Origin of the sequence: Undibacter mobilis (genome assembly GCF_003367195.1) — a bacterium.
Classification (GTDB): Bacteria; Pseudomonadota; Alphaproteobacteria; order Rhizobiales; family Xanthobacteraceae; genus Pseudolabrys; species Pseudolabrys mobilis.
On sequence record NZ_QRGO01000001.1, the window covers coordinates 2,418,139 to 2,438,088 of the forward strand.

The 19,950-nt window shown below is 63.1% G+C and carries 15 protein-coding genes; 13 read left to right on the plus strand and 2 right to left on the minus strand.

All coding sequences use genetic code 11. The features are described 5' to 3' along the window. Positions 1 to 30: 30 nt before the first annotated feature. Genes DXH78_RS11375 through DXH78_RS11385 form a run of 3 tightly spaced genes read left to right on the plus strand, consistent with a single transcriptional unit; the run spans position 31 to position 2,683 of the window. Positions 31 to 780 carry a glycosyltransferase family 2 protein gene (locus DXH78_RS11375; RefSeq protein ID WP_115517134.1) on the plus strand — a complete coding sequence of 250 codons (750 nt, stop codon included), beginning with the start codon at positions 31 to 33 and terminating at the stop codon, positions 778 to 780. Then, positions 777 to 1,622, plus strand: a complete 846-nt coding sequence (locus DXH78_RS11380; RefSeq protein WP_115517135.1) for a glycosyltransferase family 2 protein — start codon at positions 777 to 779, stop codon at positions 1,620 to 1,622. The genes DXH78_RS11375 and DXH78_RS11380 overlap by 4 nt, the downstream gene beginning before the upstream one ends. Continuing rightward, positions 1,619 to 2,683, plus strand: a complete 1,065-nt coding sequence (locus DXH78_RS11385) for a glycosyltransferase family 9 protein (protein WP_115517136.1) — start codon at positions 1,619 to 1,621, stop codon at positions 2,681 to 2,683. Before DXH78_RS11380 ends, DXH78_RS11385 begins: the two co-directional genes overlap by 4 nt. On the opposite strand, the gene DXH78_RS11390 is transcribed toward DXH78_RS11385, so the two are convergent. Both DXH78_RS11390 and DXH78_RS11395 read right to left on the minus strand, forming a co-directional pair. Continuing rightward, on the minus strand, positions 2,672 to 3,700 hold the full coding sequence (locus tag DXH78_RS11390; protein WP_115517137.1) for an MraY family glycosyltransferase: 1,029 nt from the start codon (positions 3,698 to 3,700) through the stop codon (positions 2,672 to 2,674). The two genes, DXH78_RS11385 and DXH78_RS11390, sit on opposite strands and share 12 nt — an antisense overlap. Next, entirely contained in the window at positions 3,697 to 4,827 is a 1,131-nt protein-coding gene (locus tag DXH78_RS11395) for a glycosyltransferase family 4 protein (RefSeq protein WP_115517138.1), read from the minus strand. Before DXH78_RS11395 ends, DXH78_RS11390 begins: the two co-directional genes overlap by 4 nt. Positions 4,828 to 5,249: 422 nt before the next feature. On the opposite strand from DXH78_RS11395, the gene DXH78_RS11400 reads away from it, so the two are divergent. The 10 genes from DXH78_RS11400 (at position 5,250) to DXH78_RS11445 (ending at position 19,894) form a co-directional block, all read left to right on the plus strand. Next, a complete protein-coding gene (locus DXH78_RS11400) occupies positions 5,250 to 6,278 on the plus strand; it encodes an NAD-dependent epimerase (RefSeq protein WP_115517139.1) in 1,029 nt (342 codons plus the stop codon). A gap of 127 nt (positions 6,279 to 6,405) precedes the next feature. Then, positions 6,406 to 7,158: a transaldolase family protein gene (locus DXH78_RS11405; RefSeq protein ID WP_115517140.1), complete on the plus strand. Its 753-nt coding sequence runs from the start codon at positions 6,406 to 6,408 to the stop codon at positions 7,156 to 7,158. A 35-nt stretch (positions 7,159 to 7,193) separates the two neighbouring features. Next, on the plus strand, positions 7,194 to 8,381 hold the full coding sequence (locus tag DXH78_RS11410) for a hypothetical protein (RefSeq protein WP_147292619.1): 1,188 nt from the start codon (positions 7,194 to 7,196) through the stop codon (positions 8,379 to 8,381). A gap of 105 nt (positions 8,382 to 8,486) precedes the next feature. Continuing rightward, positions 8,487 to 9,476, plus strand: a complete 990-nt coding sequence (locus DXH78_RS11415; RefSeq protein ID WP_115517142.1) for a Gfo/Idh/MocA family protein — start codon at positions 8,487 to 8,489, stop codon at positions 9,474 to 9,476. A 24-nt stretch (positions 9,477 to 9,500) separates the two neighbouring features. Then, positions 9,501 to 10,652 (plus strand): DegT/DnrJ/EryC1/StrS family aminotransferase, encoded by a 1,152-nt coding sequence (locus DXH78_RS11420; protein WP_115517143.1) that lies wholly within the window; start codon positions 9,501 to 9,503, stop codon positions 10,650 to 10,652. A 236-nt stretch (positions 10,653 to 10,888) separates the two neighbouring features. Beyond that, on the plus strand, positions 10,889 to 12,421 hold the full coding sequence (gene murJ, locus DXH78_RS11425) for a murein biosynthesis integral membrane protein MurJ (protein ID WP_115517144.1): 1,533 nt from the start codon (positions 10,889 to 10,891) through the stop codon (positions 12,419 to 12,421). Positions 12,422 to 12,550: 129 nt separating this feature from the next. Continuing rightward, positions 12,551 to 13,759, plus strand: coding sequence for an efflux RND transporter periplasmic adaptor subunit (locus DXH78_RS11430; RefSeq protein WP_245416797.1), 1,209 nt, complete (start codon positions 12,551 to 12,553; stop codon positions 13,757 to 13,759). A gap of 6 nt (positions 13,760 to 13,765) precedes the next feature. Beyond that, the gene (locus tag DXH78_RS11435) at positions 13,766 to 16,930 is read left to right on the plus strand and encodes an efflux RND transporter permease subunit (protein ID WP_115517146.1); all 3,165 of its coding nucleotides are present in this window, start codon (positions 13,766 to 13,768) and stop codon (positions 16,928 to 16,930) included. 49 nt (positions 16,931 to 16,979) lie between these two features. After that, on the plus strand, positions 16,980 to 19,280 hold the full coding sequence (locus tag DXH78_RS11440) for a xanthine dehydrogenase family protein molybdopterin-binding subunit (RefSeq protein WP_115517147.1): 2,301 nt from the start codon (positions 16,980 to 16,982) through the stop codon (positions 19,278 to 19,280). 164 nt (positions 19,281 to 19,444) lie between these two features. Continuing rightward, complete coding sequence (locus DXH78_RS11445; RefSeq protein ID WP_115517148.1) at positions 19,445 to 19,894, plus strand: c-type cytochrome; 450 nt, start codon at positions 19,445 to 19,447, stop codon at positions 19,892 to 19,894. Positions 19,895 to 19,950 lie beyond the last annotated feature (56 nt).

Consider the following 19,950-nt stretch of genomic DNA (forward strand, 5'->3'; position numbering starts at 1 on the left):
GTTTGTGGTCAACTGCGAATTGGACACCTGATGCCGCGCCTGTCGGTGATCGTGATCGCGAAGAACGAGGCCGCCAATATCGGCGCCTGCCTCGACAGCGTTGCGCTTGCCGACGAGCGCATCGTCGTGGTTGATGGTGGTGGTACCGACGGGACGGCCGCCATTGCCGCCGCCAAAGGCGTGCGCGTTGTCGAGCATGCCTTCGCGGGCTTCGGCGCGCAGAAGAATTTCGCTCTGTCGCTGGCGAATGGCGACTGGGTATTCTCCATCGACGCTGACGAGCGCGTCACGCCCGCGCTGGCTGCTGAGATTGCGAAGGCAATGAACGAGCCAAAGGCCGACGGCTATGAAATGCCGCGGCTGTCGAGTTTCTGCGGCCGGCAGATGCGGCACTCGGGCTGGTATCCGGACTATGTGCTGCGGCTGTTCCGGCGCGGCAGAGCTCGCTTTTCCGATGATCGCGTCCATGAGCGCGTCATCTGCGATGGCCCGGTGGCGCGGCTCGCCAACGACCTTCTGCATACGCCGGTCCTAAGGCTTGAAGATGCGCTGTCGCGCATGGATCGCTATTCGACGGCGGGCGCGGCGATGACGGTGGCGCGCGGCAAGCGGGTGAGCTTTTCGAGCGGCATCACCCACGGCCTGTGGAGCTTCTTCCGCACCTACATTCTGCGCGGTGGTTTCCTCGACGGTCGCGAGGGTTTTCTGCTTGCGGTCGCCAATGCCGAGGGCACCTATTATCGCTACATGAAAGCGTGGCTGGCGGGGCGCAACCGGTGAACGGTCTGATCTCGGTCATCGTCACGACCTATAAACGCGAGGATGCGCTCGCCGCAGTGCTGCGCTCGCTGGCGCGGCAGACCGACAAAAACTTCGAGGTTATCGTCGCCGATGACGGGTCGGGTCCAGCGACCGCCGAGCTTGTTGTAGTGTGGAAGGCGAAGGTTGGTCATCGTGTCGATCATGTCTGGCACGAGGACAAGGGTTTCCGTGCCGGCGAAATCCGTAACCGCGCGGTGCTCGCCTCGCGCGGCGACTATGTCATCTTCCTCGATGGCGATTGCATCGTGCGGCCGGATTTTGTTGCGCAGCATCGCGAACTCGCGGAAGTGGGCGCCTTCGTCACCGGCAATCGCATTCTGCTGTCGCCGTCGCTGACGGAGCGTGTGCTGCGCGACGGAATCGAGTTGGAGACCTGGAGTTTCACGCAATTTTTTGCCGAGCGGTTCCGTGGCGGCGTCAACCGACTGTCGGCGCTTCTTCATCTGCCGCTCGGGCCGCTGCGCCGGCTGCGTGCGAGGGAGTGGAAAGGCGCGCGCTCCTGCAATCTGGCTATCTGGCGGCGCGATTTCGACACCGTTGACGGCTTCGACGCCGATTATGCCGGCTGGGGCAAAGAAGATTCCGATCTTATTGTACGCCTGTTGCATGCCGGCGTCGCGCGCAAGGACGGTAATTTCGCGACCGGCGTTATCCATTTGTGGCACAAGGAAGCCGATCGCTCGGCGCTCGGTGAGAACGAGCGCAAGTTGGCGGAATTGCTGAGCGGCCGCGATGTGCGCGCCAAACGTGGCGTGTCGGCGTTGCGCGCGAAGGCGGCGTCCGAGACGGCTGTGCGATGACACGCATCGAATTACCGGAGCGGCCGCGCATTCTGGTGGTCGCGTTGCGCCGCCTCGGCGATGTGTTGCTCACGACGCCGTTGATCGCGAGCCTGCGCAAGGCGTGGCCTGACGCGACCATTGAAGCATTGGTGTTCGCCGACACCGCCGGTATTCTTGCCGGCAATCCCGATCTCGATGGCGTCGTCACAATGCCGGCCAGGCGTACCTTCGCGCAGAGTCTTTCGCTCGCGATGAAGCTGGGGCGTCGCTACGACCTCGCAGTGTCAACGCAGTCGGGTGATCGCCCGACGTTCTTTGCAATCCTTGCTGCCCGTCATGTCGTGGCGCCGGTCGAGGCAAGGGCGAGCGGTGCGTTCAAGTCGCGCTTCCTCGCGCGCGCGGTGCCGGTTGCCGCCGGCGTGCATCGGGTTGAGGACATGCTAAGGCTAGCCGACACACTCGGCATCGAGCGTGTGCCGCGACTCGTGCCGCCCGCTGCGTTGCCATTCGAGCCTAGGCCCTCCAGCGCCTATGCCGTCATCCATGCCGCGCCAATGTTTCGCTACAAGCAGTGGACGGCCCAAGGCTGGCGCGCCGTTGCGGCTTCGCTCAAGGCGCGCGGCCTCACTGTCATCGCCACGGGCGGACCGGCAGCGGATGAACGGGCTTATCTCGATGACATTTGGCAAGGCACCGACGTGTTGCGCTTCGACGGCAAACTCAGTTGGGGCCAGCTCAGCGGTCTTCTCGCCGACGCCAAGGTCTTTATCGGTCCGGACACGTCGGTAACGCATCTGGCCGCCGCTTGCGGCTGTCCGACGGTAGCGCTGTTCGGCCCGACCGACCCGCGGCTGTGGGGGCCGTGGCCGGTCGGCGGTCTCAGCGACATGTGGGCCGATATTGGCGCTGTGCAGCAGCGCGGCAATGTGTGGCTGGTGCAACGTGCCTTTCCGTGCACGCCGTGCCAGTTGGAGGGTTGCGAGCGAAAACTGGAAAGCTATAGCGCCTGTCTCGATGCGCTTGCCCCGCAGCAGGTCATGACCGCGATCGACGAGGCGCTCGGCCCTTTAGGACGCTGACGCTCGGCCTCTGTTGAAAATAAAAAGCAGCCACGTCACCAGGGCAACGCCGCAAGCGAGTGCGACGATCTGCGCGTCAAGACCGGCCCAGATCATGGTGGCAAGCGCCAGCAGGCCCAGCACGACATTGACGGCAAAGATGCGCGTTACGGTTTCCATCACGCTGAACCCGTTTTGCGTGGCCCGCTGATAGAAGTGCGTGCGATGCGCGATCCAGATCGTCTCGCCGCGCGACAGGCGTCGCAACAGTGTAAGGGTGGCATCGGCGAGATAATAGAGCGGCAACAGGATTGCCGCGGCGAGGTGGCCGCGGCCTGCCAGTTCGACCAGCATCCAGGCCATTAACAGTCCGATGGCGAGGCTGCCGACGTCGCCGAGAAACATCTTCGCCACTGGACGGTTGAGCGGCGCGAAGCCGATCATGGCGCCGCACAGCGCCAGCGCGACGACAGCTTCGGTCGGCGAGGTGGCTCCGAACACGCCGAACAGGGCGATGAACGCCGTTACCGGCACCGTCTCGGCGGCCGTGATCCAGTCGATACCGTCCATGAAATTGGTCAGGTTGACGAACCAGACCGCGCCAAGGCCGAGCAGCAGGCGTTCCGGCCAGAACGGCAGCATCGGCACGACCCGCGCGTCGGCGGGGATGGCGATCAGGATCGCGGCCACCGCTGCGGCCTGCAACAAGAGCCGCGGCAACACCGGGACAGGACGGATGTCGTCGACCGCACCGACAATAGCGATCCCGATCGTCGCAGTGAGCACGATCCAGAGCGTGCCGTTGGCAATGCCATCGAGCGCCAGAGCGGCGAGGGCGCTGATAGCAACCGTTGCGGCGATGACGCCAATGCCCGCGCCCTGGGGCGTTGGAATTTTATGCGACGACCGCGCATTCGGTAGCGCCAGCGCATAGCGCAGCAGCAGCGGGCGCAGCAGCAACAGCAGTCCGTAGCTCATCGCTGCTGAGGCGATCAGAATCAGCACGGCGGTGGAGAGGCTCAGCGCGGCGACACTCATCGGACGGTCTCTGCGAGCAGTTTTCTATAGAGCGCGACAATCTCTCGGCCGATGCGCGCGCTGGAGAATTCTTCCACGGTGATGCGGCGGCTCTCGGCGGCGAAGCGATGGCGCAAGTCGTCGTCTTTCATCAGTGTTTCGACGGCGTCGGCGAGTGCTGCGGCAGCGTCCACCGGCACCAGCAGCGCGTTGATGTTTTGCCGTGCTATCTCGCGGCAACCGGGCACGTCGGTTGCGATCAGTGCGCGGCCGCAGGCGGCGGCCTCCAACAGGCTCTTCGGTAGGCCTTCGCGACGCGACGGCAGTGCGCCGACATGCGCCTGCTCCCACACCGATACGATGTCGCTGACATGTCCCATGACGACGAGGTTAGGTCGGTGGCGCCAGCCTTCAATGACACTATCGGGGATCGAGGCCGGATTGGACGGGTCGGGTGTGCCGGCAAGCAGCAGGCGCACTGCGACGCCGCGTTCGGCCAGTATCTCGTGTGCGCGAACCAGCGGCCGCACGCCCTTGTCGTCGAGCAGGCGACCGACGAAGGCGACAGTAAACAGGCCGGCGGGTTCGGGCAGCGGTTTCAGTTCGTCGACATCGATGCCCGAGCCGGGAATGAGTGCGATCCTGTCCGCCGTCACACCAAGATCGAGCGCAGCCTGCCGATCGTCGGGGTTCTGCACCAGCACGGCGGTGGCCGGGCGGTTAAGCAGCCAGCGCATCAGCGGAGCGGCGACGGTGCGGATGGCGCGCGCCTTGGCGGTCATCGAAGTGAAGGCAAAGCCCAACCCGGCGAAGGCGTTCAGTTTCGCCATCGGCAGGCCGAGGGCGGCAATGGATCCAAGCACCGAGGGTACCAGCGCAACATGGTGCACGAGGTCTGGCTTGATCCGGCGGTACAGCGCTCGAACCTCGCGAACGGTCGCGAGCAGGGTGAAAGGATTGAGGCTGCCGCGTCGCCATCCCACCGGGTGCAGTTCGAAGCCCTCGGCGCGGATGCGGTCGCCATCACGGCCGACGCGGGTGGCGACATGGACGGCCAAGCCGGCGGCCTTCGCCGCCCGCGCCATCGGCAGGCGATGCGAGACGAAGTACCAGTCTTCGGAAACGAGGTAGAGGATCGTTTGCGCCATCAAGGGGCCGGTTTTTCCGCTGCTGCCAGGTCGCGCGCAACCCATAGAGCACCCGGGGCCGGATTGAAATCGGCCCGGGGTCGCAGCGGCCGCCCTGTCCACTTATAAGACGTTGGCATCACAAAATTATTTCGGGCCGCCGGCTCTTGCAGGTGTCCGGGCGCGGTGCTGTACGGTGGATGGACGAGCCCGGCGGCACCCGCCACTTTGCGACCATGTTGCGAAAAGGCCGAAACTGAGCTTGGAGTGCTGCCACGCGCCGCTGGCGCATGGCCTCGCAGCCACGGTCGAGTGGTATCTTGCCAGCGAATCGTGGTGGCTGCTGCTGCGGAACGGCGCCTAGGGGTGACGAAACGCGGCGGCGATACGGCTAATGGGACGACGGGCTGTTCTTGTCCGCATGGCGTTGAAGGGATCGATCTGTGGCTGCACCTGAGAAGCAACCTATCCTGGTCACCGGCGCAGCCGGCTTTATCGGCTTTCATGTCGCGACCGCGCTGCTGAAGGAAGGTCGCGTTGTCATCGGAGTCGACAATCTGACGCCCTACTACGACGTGAAGCTGAAGGAGGCGCGGCTTGCGGAGCTCCAGAAGCACAACGGGTTTTCGTTTGTCAGGCTCGATCTCGCCGATCGCCAGGCGACCGCGGACCTGTTTGCGCAGTACAAATTCCCGCACGTCGTGCATCTCGCCGCTCAGGCTGGCGTGCGTTACTCGCTGATCGATCCTCAGGCTTATGTCGATTCGAACCTGATCGGTTTCGTCAATGTTCTGGAGGGCTGCCGGCACAATGGCTGCCAGCATCTACTCTACGCTTCATCATCGTCGGTCTACGGCAGCAACACGCACATGCCGTTCTCGGTCCACGACAATGTCGACCATCCGCTCAGCCTCTATGGCGCCTCGAAGAAGGCCAACGAGCTGATGGCGCATTCTTATTCTCATCTGTTCAAGCTGCCGACGACAGGCCTGCGCTTCTTTACAGTTTATGGCCCGTGGGGCCGGCCGGACATGGCGATGTGGATTTTCGCTTCCGCTATTCTCTCGGGCAAGCCGATCAAACTATTCAACCACGGCAAGATGCGGCGCGACTTCACCTATGTCGACGACGTCGTCGAGTCGATCGTGCGGCTGGCGGCGCGGCCGGCGGTAGGCGATCCGGACTGGTCAGGCGACAAACCAGATCCCGGTTCGAGCAGCGCGCCCTGGCGGGTTTACAATATCGGGAACAACAATCCGGTGGACCTGCTCGATGTCGTCGAACTGCTCGAGAAGTCGATTGGCAAGAAGGCAGTTCGCGAACTGGAACCGATGCAGCCGGGCGACGTGCCGGCGACCTATGCCGATGTCGACGCGTTGATGCAAGAAGTCGGCTTCAAGCCGTCGACGCCGATCGGAGACGGTATTGCGCGCTTCATTGCCTGGTACCGGGCCTATAACGGCCTAAAGTAGCCCCGGCGCCAAACGGAATGTGGCGGGAACGCCGGTCGGGGCGGCCGGATTTTCCTACAGCTGCCGGTTTGGACAGGGCGGCATTTTCACTTAGTATGGCGTTGTGCCAAGGACAGAAGAAATTGCCATGACCGTCAAGAGCCTCGCCGATCTCAAAATCAAGCTGTTCACCGACGGTGCCGACAAGGCGCAGATCGTCGAAATGGCGAAGCAGCCCTGGATCGCGGGCTTCACTACCAATCCGTCGCTGCTTAAGAAAGCCGGCGTGAGCGATTACGAGGCCTATGGCCGCGACGTCGTTGCCGCGGTGCCGGACCGTCACATCTCCTTCGAGGTGTTTTCCGACGACATTCCGGAAATGGTGGCCCAAGGACGCGCGATCGCGACTTGGGGCAAGAACGTCTACGTCAAGCTGCCGGTGACGACGACGCGGGGCGAGACGCTGTACGATGCCGTCCGCACGTTGTCTCGCGATGGCGTCAACATCAACTTTACGGCGATTTTCACGCAGGAGCAGGTGGCGCGCGCGGTCGAGGCGCTCGATGGCGGCGCGCCGTCATGCGTGTCGGTCTTTGCCGGCCGCCTCGCCGATTTTGGCTACGACTACCGGCCGCTGATGCAGGACGCGATCACCCGCGCGCGTGCCACAAAAACCATCGAGATCATCTGGGCCTCAACGCGCGAGGCGTACAATGTCGTCGAAGCCGATGACATGGGCTGCCACATCATCACGGCGCCGGCCGATGTGCTTAAGAAACTGCCGGCGCTGGGCAGCAAGACGCCGGCTGAATTGTCACTCGGCGCCGTGCAGGCGTTTCGCGAGGATGCGCTGTCGGCGGGTCTGAAGATGACGGTGCCGGCCAGCCACGCTGCTGAATAGAGGACGCCCGAGCTTCAAGGTTCGGGCTCGGCGCCATGGCCGCCTTTCCAAGCAAAAGGTCTGATCGCCTTATATTCGTGGCGATTGCCGGCCTTGCGGTTCTCGTACGTATCGTCGCATCGAGACTGATTCCTGATCAAAGCCATCTGCTGATCGATGTCATCGACTACCGAGAGTCCGCGACCGCGCTGTTCAAGTTCGGCTACATGGTCAATTGGTACCAGATGCCGCTTTATCCGCTGCTCATCGGTCTTGCGGGTCCTGGAGCCGGGCAACTCGCGGCGGATATCCTTCTTTCGGTAGTACTGACGTGGTCGGTAGGTTCGCTGACCTTCGAGATATTTGCTGATCGCAGCGCCGCGTTTCTGGCAGCGATAGCTGCGGCGTGCTATCCGCCACTAATCTTCATATCGGTCGTCGGTCTTTCCGAGCCGCTGTTCATTGCGCTAGTCTTCCTCGCCTTCCTTAACTGGTACCGCGGTTCGTTCACCTTCGCGGCTGTTTTTTCCGTGCTTGCGATACTAACGCGACCGGTCTTCGATCTGTTCGCGCCGTGCCTCGTGCTGCTCTTCGCGATCGTCGTTCACCGGCAATCGCTGCGGCAAGCGTCGTTCAGGCTTCTCACCTACGTCTTGATCTATTGCGCAATTATGACACCGTGGTGGATATCGAACTATCACGCGTATGGCCAGTTCGTGCGCCTCACAGCGGGCGGGGGCACCGCGCTCTATGCAGGCAACAATCCGCTCAATCGAACGGGTGGTGGCAATCTGTATGAAGACTACGACCTGAAGGGATTCGTGCACTTGCAAGATCGGGTCGAGCGCGACAGGGCGTTGACACGCGCAGCAGTCGAATTCATCGTCGATAATCCGGGGCGCTTTCTCGAATTGGCCTGGCTCAAATTCGTACGCATCTGGCGGCCGTGGCCGGTGAATGCGGGATACAGCAGTTTCGGTGTGCTTGTTGCTACGGCGGGGTCATTTCTGCCGGTGCTCATTTTGGGCGTCGTCGGCATTTTCCTGAAGCGGCGCATGGTCAGGCGACTAAGTCCGATCTATCTTTTCGCGCTTGGCTATACCGCTGTGCATATGGTGGTCGTCGGCACCATTCGGTACAGGCTGCCGCTTGAACCTTTCCTGATCATCTTCGCTGCCGTGGCCGTCAGCGAAATCTGGGGAATCCTTGTGCGCCCCCAGCGCAGAGAACCTGTAACGCACTGAATCAAAACGTGTTCGCCGCATTTCACAGGTGCGGTCGCCAGCCATGGACCACCGTGCTAGGGGGACGCGGGGTTTAAAGGCAAGGCTGAGGATCGGCGTTCGGCGATGACACAGGCATCAACAATCAACTTGCGGCCGCTGCGCGTCGGTGTCGTCGGCGTGGGCGTCATGGGCAGCAATCACGCGCGCGTTCTCGCCGGCCTGCCGGGTGCGGAGCTTGCCGGCGTTGCCGATCCGGACGCCAAGCAGGCCGAATTCGTTGCGCGCGCCCTGAACTGCGCCGCGGTGCCCGACATCGAGGGCCTGCTCGGGCTCGGTGTCGATGCCATCACTATCGCGGCGCCGACGCATCTGCACCGTGAGGTGGCGCTGGCGGCGATTGCGCGCGGCGTACATGTGCTGGTCGAAAAGCCCATCGCCTCGACCGTGGAGGAGGGCCGCGAGATCATCGATGCGGCGCGCCATGCCGGCGTGACGCTGATGGTCGGCCATGTCGAGCGTTTCAATCCGGCCGTCGAAGCTATCAAGGATGCGATCCGCGGCGAGGACATTCTCTCTATCGCCATCACGCGCGTCGGGCCGTTCCCGCCGCGCATGTCGAATGTCGGCGTCGTTATCGATCTTGCAGTTCACGATATCGATCTGATCCGCTGGTTCACCGATTCCGACATCATCGAAGTGCAGCCGCAGCTTTCCAGCGCGGTGGCCGAGCGCGAGGACATCGCGCTCCTGCAGTTCCGCACCGCTTCCGGCGTGCTGGCGCACATCAACACCAATTGGCTCACCCCTTTCAAAGCGCGCAACGTCACGGTGGCGACCCGCCGCAAATATGTGATGGGCGATCTGCTCACCCGTCAGGTCACCGAATGTTTCGGATTCCAGCCTGACGGCAGCTATTCGATGCGTCATTTGTCGGTCGGCCATGCCGAGCCGCTGCGTTCGGAACTGCTCGCCTTCCTGCAGGCGATCAATACCGGGACGCCGCCGGCTGTTACCGGCGAGCAGGGCGTGGCCAGCCTAGAGATTGCTATCCAGTGCCTGACCACGAGCAGCCACCAGCCGGCTGTAGCGCGCCGCGCCAGTGTCGTGGTTTAGTTCGACAAACAAACGGTCTTCTTCATGAATCTTCGCGCCGAACCGCCGACCATTCCCTTCATTGACCTTGCCGCGCAGCGGCGGCGGCTGGGCAGTGCGATCGACGAGGCGGTGCTGAAGGTGGTGAACAGCTGCCAGTTCATCCTCGGACCGGAGGTGCGCGAATTCGAAGCGCAACTCGCGACCTTTGCTGGCACGAAGCACGCAGTGTCCTGCGCCAGCGGCACCGATGCGCTGGTCTTGCCGCTGCGGGCCATGGGCATCGGCCCGGGCGATGCGGTCATCTGTCCGTCTTTTACATTCTGCGCGACCGCCGAGGTCGTGGCATTGGTCGGCGCGACGCCGGTGTATGTCGATGTCGACCCGGTCACCTTCAACATGAATCCGGATCATATTGCCGGAGCGGTTGAAACCGCGCGCGAGCTTGGCCTCAAGCCGAAAGCCGTCATCCCGGTCGATCTGTTTGGCCAGGCGGCGGAGCACGGGCCGATCGCCGCGGCGGCCAAGGCGTATGATCTGTTTGTCATTGACGACGCCGCCCAGGGGTTTGGCGCCACCTATAACAATCGCCGGATCGGCGCCTTCGGTCACGTCACTGCGACCAGCTTCTTTCCGGCCAAGCCGCTCGGTTGTTATGGCGATGGCGGCGCGGCGCTGACCGACGACGATAACCTCGCCGATCTGATGCGGAGCGTGCGCGTCCACGGCGCGGGCAGCGACCGCTACGACAATGTCCGCATCGGACTGACCTCGCGTCTCGATACGATCCAGGCTGCGGTGCTGATCGAGAAGCTCAAGATCTTCCCCGACGAGATCGACGCTCGCGAACGGATCGCGCGCCGATACAATGAGGCCCTGCGCGACGTCGTTACTGTGCCGGTGGTGCCGGCCGGTATGTCGTCGGTGTGGGCGCAGTATACAATTCGTCTCAAGCCCGGCAGGCGCGACGCCTTCGCGGCCGCGCTCAAGGCCGAGGGCATCCCGACCGCGATCTATTATCCGATCCCGCTGCACCGCCAGCAGGCCTACAAGCAATATCCGGTTGGCAAGGGCGGGGTCGCGGTGAGTGAGGTGCTGGCGCAGGAAGTGATCAGTCTGCCGATGCACGCCTATCTCGACGAGCCGACGCAGGACCGCATCATCGATGCGGTGCGTCGTGCCGTGAAGGCCGGCTGACGGCCGCACCCGGGCGGGTGAAGTACCGATCCCCCTGAGGAGGGGCGTCGGGGTTCCCGACCAAGACCTCTTGGCGAGCGGGATTGGGGGGCTGACCGCCGGGTCTTGATTCGGCCGCACCCCCGGCCGAGCCTGGCTTTGGCATTGCCCGCCGGGGGCTTATGGTGGGGGCCGGATTCGGCCTCTTTCCCGGTCGGCCAGTATTACACGCGCTCCGTACGGATCCCTATCAGCCGATGATCAAATCGTTTCTCACGGTCGGCGGCTACACGCTCCTGTCGCGCGTCACCGGCTTCATCCGCGATATCATCATGGCCGCGGTGCTCGGCGCCGGGCCCGTGGCCGACGCCTTCTTCGTTGCCTTTCGGCTGCCCAATCATTTTCGCGCTATCTTCGCCGAAGGCGCATTCAATGCCGCTTTCGTGCCGGCCTATGCCAAAGTGCGCGAGCAGGGTGGGGCGGAGCGCGCGGCGCGCTTTGCCGACCAGATATTCACCATCCTCTTGGCCTCGCAGATCGTACTGCTGGCGCTGGCGCTGCTCTTCACGCCGCAGGCCATCGAACTTCTGGCCCCGGGCTTCCGCGACGAGCCGATGCGTTACGCGCTGGCGGTCGATCTCACGCGCATCACTTTTCCCTATCTTCTTCTGATCACGCTGGTGACGCTCTATGGCGGCATCCTCAACGCATTGCAGCGCTTTGCCGCCGCCGCCGCTGCGCCGATTCTGCTTAATTTCTCGCTGATCGTCGCGCTGCTGCTGGCGATTTACTTTCCGACGCCGGGCCACGCCGCGGCCTGGGGTGTGGCCATTTCCGGCGTGCTGCAGGCGCTGCTGGTCGGCGGCGACGCCTTCCGCCAAGGACTGTTGGCACGGCTGACACGGCCGCGTTGGGGCGTCGACGTCAAACAGTTCTTCCGCGCGCTGGCCCCCGCCACGGTCGGCTCGGCCGGTGTGCAGCTTGCGCTGTTTGCCGACACCATCATCGCCAGCTTCCTTCCGGCGGGCGCCATTTCTGCTCTCTATTACGCCGACCGCCTTAATCAACTGCCGATCGGCGTTATCGGCATTGCCATCGGCACCGTGGTACTGCCGGAAATGTCGCGGCGTCTCGCCGCCGGCGACGATGCGGGCGCCGCGCATGCGCAGAACCGGGCCTTTGAATTTACGCTGCTGCTGGCGATGCCGTGCCTTGCCGCCTTCATCGCCATTCCGGATCTGATCATGCGCGCGCTGTTCGTGCGCGGTGCCTTTACAACGGCGGACGCGGCTGCGGCCGGCGCGACGCTGGCGGCCTATTCGGTCGGTCTGCTGCCGTTCCTCCTGATCCGCAGCGCGGTCGCGACTTTCTTCGCGCGTGGCGACACCGCGACGCCGGTGAAGGCCTCGCTCACCGCCGCGGCGGTTAATATCGGCTTCAAGGTTTTGCTGATGGGCCCGCTGGCGCAGGTCGGCCTCGCCCTGGCCACCGCGATCGGGGCCTGGATCAACCTGCTGCTTGTGGTGTGGTTGGCGCACCGTGCCGATCACGCCCGCGTCGACGGGCGGCTCAGACAGTCGGCGCTGAAGTTCGCCGTCGTCGGTGCAGTGATGACGGCGATGCTGTGGCTTTGTGCCGCGCCGCTTGAGCAGTTTTTCCATGGCTGGCGGGGAAGCGCGCTGCTGACGCTGGCCGTGCTCGGCCTGCTCTGCGCCATGCTTTATGCCGCGACAATTCTGGCGCTGTTCGGGCGGGCCTGGTTCGCGGGCTTCCGCGGCGCCCGCAAGTAGTCATTGCCGGCGATATAGCAAGGCACTAGCCGAGGATTTCGCCGTTGCCGTGTCGGATCGGCCACGGTGGACATCGCATTGCGGTGCCGCTATTCAAAAAGACCTTCCGATTGCCGGCTATGGTCCGATATGCACACATTCGACCGCGCTATTTCTTGTTCCACGATGGGTTCTGGCGGCCGCGCCGTCGTCGCCGTGGTCCTCGCCGCGCTGGTGGCGGGTTGTGGCGACAGCTCAAAGCAGCAGGCTGGTGGCCCGCCGCCACCGCAAGTCACCGTTGGCACGCCGGTCAAGCGCCAGGTCGTCGATTACGACGAATATGTCGGCCGCTTCATCGCGGTGAACAGTGTCGAAGTCCGCGCCCGCGTGTCCGGTTATCTCGAGGCGGTGCATTTCAAGGACGGTCAGCTCGTCAAGGAAGGCGACCTTCTCTTCACCATCGATCGTCGCCCATTCGACAACGCTGCCGCACAAGCGCGCGCCACGCTCACCGCCGCGCAATCGAACGTCGCCTTTACTGAAGCTGACTACACACGCGGCCAGCAGTTGGTGAAGGAAAAGACCATCACCGACCAGACCTTCGAGCAGCGGGCCCAGGCTTTCCGCAATGCGCGCGCGGCAGTTGCCGGCGCCGAGGCCGCCGTGCGCACCTCCGAGCTTGATCTTAGCTTCACCGAACTGCGCGCGCCCATCGCCGGCCGCATCGGCGATCGTCGCGTGACGCCGGGCAATCTCGTGACCGGGGGCACAGGCGGTAACACGACGTTGCTCGCTACCATCGTCTCCACCGATCCGATCTATTTCGAATTCACCTTCGATGAAGCCTCATATCTCCGTTATGAGCGCAATGCCGGCAAGGGCGCGGCCGATGTCGCCAGCCGCGGCGCCAGCGTCAGCGTTGGTTTGAAACTCATCGACGAGAAGGACTTTATCCATAACGGTCGCGTCGACTTCGTCGACAACGTTATCGATCGTACCAGCGGTACCATCCGCGGCCGCGCCGTGTTCGACAACAAGGATAGCGTATTTACCCCCGGCATGTTCGGTCGGGTGCGCGTGCCGGCCTCGGCGCCTTACGAGGGCCTGCTGGTGCCCGACGCCGCCATCGGCACCGAACAGGTTCGCAAATACGTTCTGGTCGTCGGCCCCGACAACAAGGCGGTTCAGAGATATGTGACGCTCGGCCAGCTCGTCGACCGCACCTTGCGCGTGGTCAAGGAGGGCGTCGAGCCAGACGACAAAATTATCGTCAATGGCATCGCTCGCGTGCGTCCGGGTCAGCCTGTCACGCCGCAAGCTCAGGGCGCCCCGGCCGCACAGCCGGCGCCGCAGAAGTAGCGCGCCATGCGATTTTCACATTTCTTCATCGATCGGCCGATCTTCGCCTCGGTGATTGCGATTGTGATCATCATTCTTGGCGCGGTGGCCTATCAGCGGCTGCCGGTTGCGCAATATCCCGAGATCGCCCCGCCATCGATCAACATCAACGGGCAGTTTCCCGGCGCCAGCGCGGAAATCGTCGCCGAAACCGTGGTCGCGCCGATCGAGCAGCAGATCAACGGCGTTGAGGGGATGCTCTACATCTCCTCAAACTCGGCCGCCGACGGCCGCTTCTCGATCTCGGTCACCTTCGATATCGGCACTAATCTCGATATCGCCCAAGTGCAGGTGCAGAATCGTGTCTCGATCGCGGCGCCGCGTTTGCCGGCGCAGGTTCAGCAGATCGGCGTTACGGTGCAGAAGAGTTCGCCCGACATTCTGATGGTGGTGAACCTTTTCTCCAAGGACAAGTCGCGCGACGCGCTTTACATCTCGAACTACGCCAACCTCCAGATCAAGGACGCCTTGACGCGCGTGGACGGCGTCGGTTCGATCAGCGTGTTCGGCAGTCGCGACTATGCGATGCAGGTCTGGCTCGACCCCGATCGCATGCAGTCGCTCAATCTGACGGCGGGCGACATCACGGCGGCGCTGCGGGAGCAGAACATCCAGGTCGCGTCGGGTGTGCTCAATCAGCCGCCGGTGCCGCAGCAACTCGCCTTCCAGATCGCGGTCCGCACCCTCGGTCGCCTGTCGACGCCGGAGGAATTCGGCAACATCGTCGTGAAGCAGACGGGCAATGCCGTGGTGCGCGTCAAGGACGTAGCGCGTGTCGAACTGATCGCGCAGGACTACTCATCCAATTCCTATCTCGGGCGCGACGAGTCGGTTGCACTGGCCGTTTTCCAGCGGCCAGGTTCGAACGCGCTCACCACGGGCGATGGCATCGTCAAGGCGATGCAGGAGATGTCCAGGAGTTTCCCGGCCGGGGTCAATTACGGCATTTTCTACAATCCGACGCAGTTCATCCAGGAGTCGGTCAGCGCCGTTATTACGACGATCTTCGAAGCGGTGGTGCTCGTCGTGCTCGTCGTCGTGCTGTTCCTGCAGACCTGGCGAGCGGCCGTCATTCCACTGTTGGCGATTCCGATCTCGCTGATCGGAACGTTCTTCATGATGAGCCTGTTCGGCTTCTCATTGAACAATCTGTCGTTGTTCGGTTTGGTGCTCGCTATCGGTATTGTCGTCGATGATGCCATCGTCGTGGTCGAGAATGTCGAGCGCAACATAGCGAACGGCCAATCGCCGCGCGACGCCGCCTACAAGACTATGGATGAGGTGGGTACGGCGCTGATTTCGATCGCGCTGGTGTTGTGCGCGGTATTCGTACCGACAGTGTTCATCACCGGCATTTCGGGGCAGTTCTATCGCCAGTTCGCGCTGACGATCACCAGCGCGACCATTATTTCGTTGATCTGTTCGCTGACGCTGTCGCCGGCTATGTGTGCGCTGCTGTTGCGGCCCCACAAGGAGGCGCACCAGGAGCGCTGGTTTGAGAAGCCGCTGCACGGGTTCTTCAGGCTGTTCAACCGCGGCTTCGACGCATTGGCGAGCGGCTACAGCGCTGTGGCCAAGCGCATCGTTCGGTTCGCGGTGCTGATGCTGGTCGCTTATGCTGTTATCCTGGGCTTCGGTCTCAATGAGTTCCGCAAGACCCCGCAGGGCTTCATCCCGCAAATTGATCGCGGCATTCTGATCGTGGCAGCGCAGTTGCCGCCGGGTGCGTCGCTGCAGCGGACCGACGCGGTGATGCGACGCGCCACCGATATCATTCTCGGTACGCCGGGCGTCGCCAATGCGGTTGTTATCGTTGGCTTCTCCGGCGCGACCTTCACCAACGCGCCAAACGCCGGCGCTATGTTCGTTGTTCTCGATTCCTTTGATGAACGGGCCAAGGATCCGGCCAAGTCGACCGCGGCAATTCAGGGCGCGCTGTTCCAGAAGCTCGGCGCGATCCAGGAAGCGCAGATGATTGTCGTTCAGCCGCCGCCGGTGTCCGGCATCGGCAACGCGGCCGGCTTCCGCATGATGGTCGAGGATCGCAATGGCGCCGGACCGGCTGCGCTGCAGGGTGCGGTCTATGCGATGATGGGCCGTGCGGCGCAGACGCCGGGCCTGCTGCAGGTCTATTCGCTGTTCGAGACCCAGACGCCGCAGCTTTATCTCGATATCGACCGCGTCAAGGCGCAGCTTCTCGGCATCAATATATCGGACGTGTTCCAGGCGCTGCAGGTCTATATCGGCTCGTCTTACGTCAACGACTTCAATCTCTTCGGCCGAACTTTCCGCGTGCAGGCCCAGGCCAGTGCGGATAGTCGCCTCGAAGCCAAGGACGTGCTGGCGCTCCGCGTGCGCAACAATCAGGGGCAGACCGTGCCGCTGGGGTCGTTCACGACGGTCAGCGACATCTCCGGCCCGTACCGTCTGCCGCGCTACAATCTTTATCCGGCGGCCGAGCTCGATGGCGCGCCGGCGCCCGGCTACAGCCAGGGCCAGGCGATCGAGATCATGCAGAAGCTGGCCGCGGAAACCTTGCCCGCGGGCTTCAGCTACGAATGGACGACGCTGGCGTACCAGCAGATCCGCGCCGGCAACACGGCGATGTTCGCCTTCCTGCTCGGTGTGACCTTCGTCTTCCTCGTGCTCGCGGCACAGTATGAGAGCCTGACACTGCCTCTTGCCGTCATTCTAATCGTGCCGATGTGTCTAGTGGCCGCGATCGTCGGCGTCGTGTTGCGCGGACAGGACAACAATATTCTCACCCAGGTCGGCTTCGTCGTGTTGATTGCGCTGGCGGCCAAGAACGCCATTCTGATTGTGGAATTCGCCAAGCAGCTCGAGGATCAGGGCCGCAACCGGTTCGACGCAGCGGTCGAGGCGGCCCGCCTGCGTCTGCGTCCGATTGTGATGACATCGCTTGCTTTCGTCTTCGGCGTCGCGCCGCTGGTCTGGGCCATCGGTGCTGGCGCGGAACTGCGCCAGGCTCTTGGCACGGCGGTATTTTCGGGCATGATTGGCGTCACGGTGTTCGGTCTGATCTTCACGCCGGCCTTCTATGTGATCTCGCGCTGGATCGCGGAGAAGACCACGCGCCGCAAGGATACCGCGGGAGCGCAGCCGGCTGGCTAGGTGGTTGGTGTTTGGGCAGCGCCCGCACATGACGAAAGGGAATAGCGAGATGGCGATGATGAAGTTCGGTTTTGGCCAGCCGCTTACCCGCAAGGAAGACGACGCATTGCTGCGCGGTGCCGGTCACTACGTCGCCGACGTCGCGCCCGCCGGAGCCTTGCACGCGGTTGTGGTGCGCTCGCCCCACGCGCATGCCAATTTCAAGATTGGTGACCTTGCTGCCGTGAAGGCGATGAAAGGCGTTCGCCTCATCCTGACCGGCGACGACGTTACTCATCTTGGTCCGCTGCCGACGCCGGGTGTGCTGGACGGCGTCAATATCGACGTGCCGTTCTATCCGATCCTGACGCGAGACGTGGTGCGCCATGTCGGCGATGCGGTGGCCTTCGTGGTTGCTGATACGCTCGATCAGGCCAAGGACGCGGCCGAGACGATTGCGATTGACTGGAAACCGCTGCCTCACATCATCGGTTCGCTCGAGGCCCTCAAGAAAGGTGCGCCGCAGGTCTGGCCTGACCGGCCGAACCTGTGCTTCGAGACGTCGGCAGGCGATGAGAGCGGGACCCGGGCCGCCTTCGCCAAGGCGGCGCGCACGGTCAAGACGACCATCGTGAACCAGCGTCTTGTCACCAACTACATGGATACGCGCGGTGTCGTCGCCGAATTCGACGGCGATCGCTACACGCTGACGCTTGGCAGCCAGGGCAGCCACATCATTCGTGATATCATCTGCGGCGACGTGCTCAAGAAGCCGCTCGACAAGATGCGTGTCATCACGCCGGATGTCGGTGGCGGCTTCGGTACCAAGATGTTTCCGTATCGCGAATACGCGCTTGCCGCGGTGGCGGCGGAAAAGCTGCGCAAGCCGGTCAAATGGATCTGCGACCGCTCCGAGCATTTTTTCGGCGACAGTCATGGCCGCGACAACATCTCGACGGCCACGATTGCACTCGACGAGAATAACAAGTTCCTGGCGCTTGAGATCGACATCGTCGCCGACATGGGCGCCTACCTGTCGTGCTACGCACCTTATATTCCCTGGCTCGGCGTCGGCATGGCGACCGGCGTCTACGACATTCCAACGGCCTTCATTCGCTTGCGCGCGGCCTATACGAACACCGTACCGGTCGATGCCTATCGGGGAGCGGGACGTCCCGAAGCGTCTTATCTGATCGAGCGCGCCGTGGACAACACCGCGCGAGAAATTGGCGTTGCACCCGACACGCTGCGACGGAAGAACATGATCCGTCAGTCCCAGTTGCCGTACACGACGCCGACCGGCAAGGTGTACGACTCCGGCGACTTCGCCGGAGCGCTCAAGCATGCGCAGGATCTGGTCGACTGGAAGGGTTTCGGCAAGCGCGCGACCCAGGCCAAGCGCGCCGGAAAATTGCGCGGTATCGGTGTCGCCACTTATATCGAGGCCTGCGGCTCCAATGGTCCGGAGACTGCGAAGGTCACGCTCGATGGCGACGGTGGCGTCACGGTGCTGATCGGCTCGCAATCGACCGGGCAGGGCCACCAGACCTCCTACGCTCAGCTTGTAGCGGAGCGGCTAGATCTGCCGCCGGAGCGCGTGCGGGTTGTCCAGGGCGACACCGACCGGATTGCGACCGGCGCCGGCACCGGCGGCTCAAGCTCGATCCCTGTGGGTGGGGTCTCGGTTGATCGCGCATCGCGCACTTTGGCCGATCAGCTCAAGGATCTGGCCGCCGATGCGCTGGAAGCTTCGGCCAGCGACATGGAAATTGCCGACGGGACGGTGCGCGTGGCGGGCACCGATCGCGCCATCAGTTTTGCCGATCTGGCCCGTCATCCGAAAGCCACGCCGGATAAACTGACCGCGACCAAGGATTTCAGCACCGACAAAGCGACCTATCCGAACGGCGCCCATATCGCGGAAGTGGAGATCGATCCCGATACAGGCAGGACGGAAATCGTCACCTACGTTGTGGTCGACGACTTCGGCGCCACGCTCAATCCGTTGTTGCTGGAAGGCCAGGTTCATGGCGGGCTGGTGCAGGGCATCGGCCAAGCGCTGATGGAAGACACGGTGTACGATCCCGATACCGGACAGCTCATCAGTGCGAGCTTCATGGATTACGCCATGCCGCGCGCCTCCGATGCGCCGTCCTTCGTGTTCGAAACCCGCAATATGCCGTGCAAGACGAATCCGCTCGGCGTGAAGGGTGCGGGCGAGGCCGGGGCCATCGGTTCATGTCCGGCGGTCATGAATGCGGTCATCGACGCGCTGGACCGCGCCTACGCCATCCGTCACGTCGACATGCCGGCGACGCCTTTGAAGGTGTGGACGCTGATCGACCAGGCCAGGAAGGCCCGTGCGGCGTAGCGCCGCCGGGTCCTCACGCCTTCGTGATGGCTGGATATGTCGAATGCGCTCAGTTCCGCCGGAATATGTTTCGCAAATCCGGGTTAGCTAAAGCGCGTGCCGGCAAACCTTCGGCGCGATCGTTACATGCGCAACTATGCGCGCCCATCCACGAGGGGGACTAAATGAAGTTATCATTGTTCTGTGCGGCTGCGGCCGTGGCCTTGGTATCGGTCGCTACCACAGCGGTCGTTGCCCAGCAGGATCCGATTGCCGCGCGCAAGGCTTTGATGAAGGAATCCGGACAGGCCACCGCTGTGGTCGTCAAGATGACCAAAGGCGAAACGCCATTCGACCTGGCGGCCGCGCAAAAGTCGCTGAAGACCTATCAGGACATCGCCGCCAAGATGCCGGCACTGTTCCCCGAGAGCTCGAAGTCCGGTGGTGAGACCACCGCAGCCCCGGCGATCTGGGAGAAGATGGACGACTTCAAGGCGCGTTTCGTCAAGTTCGGCGAGGATGCCAAGGCGGCGGAAGCCTCTGTCAAGGATCTCGATTCGCTCAAGGCGGCTGTGGCCAACGTCACCCGCAACTGTGGCGGCTGCCACGAAGCTTACCGCGTCAAGAAGAGCTGATGGTCTTTTGCTGATCGGCCACGTGGCCTTTGATTGAAAGGGCGGTGTGCCTTGCG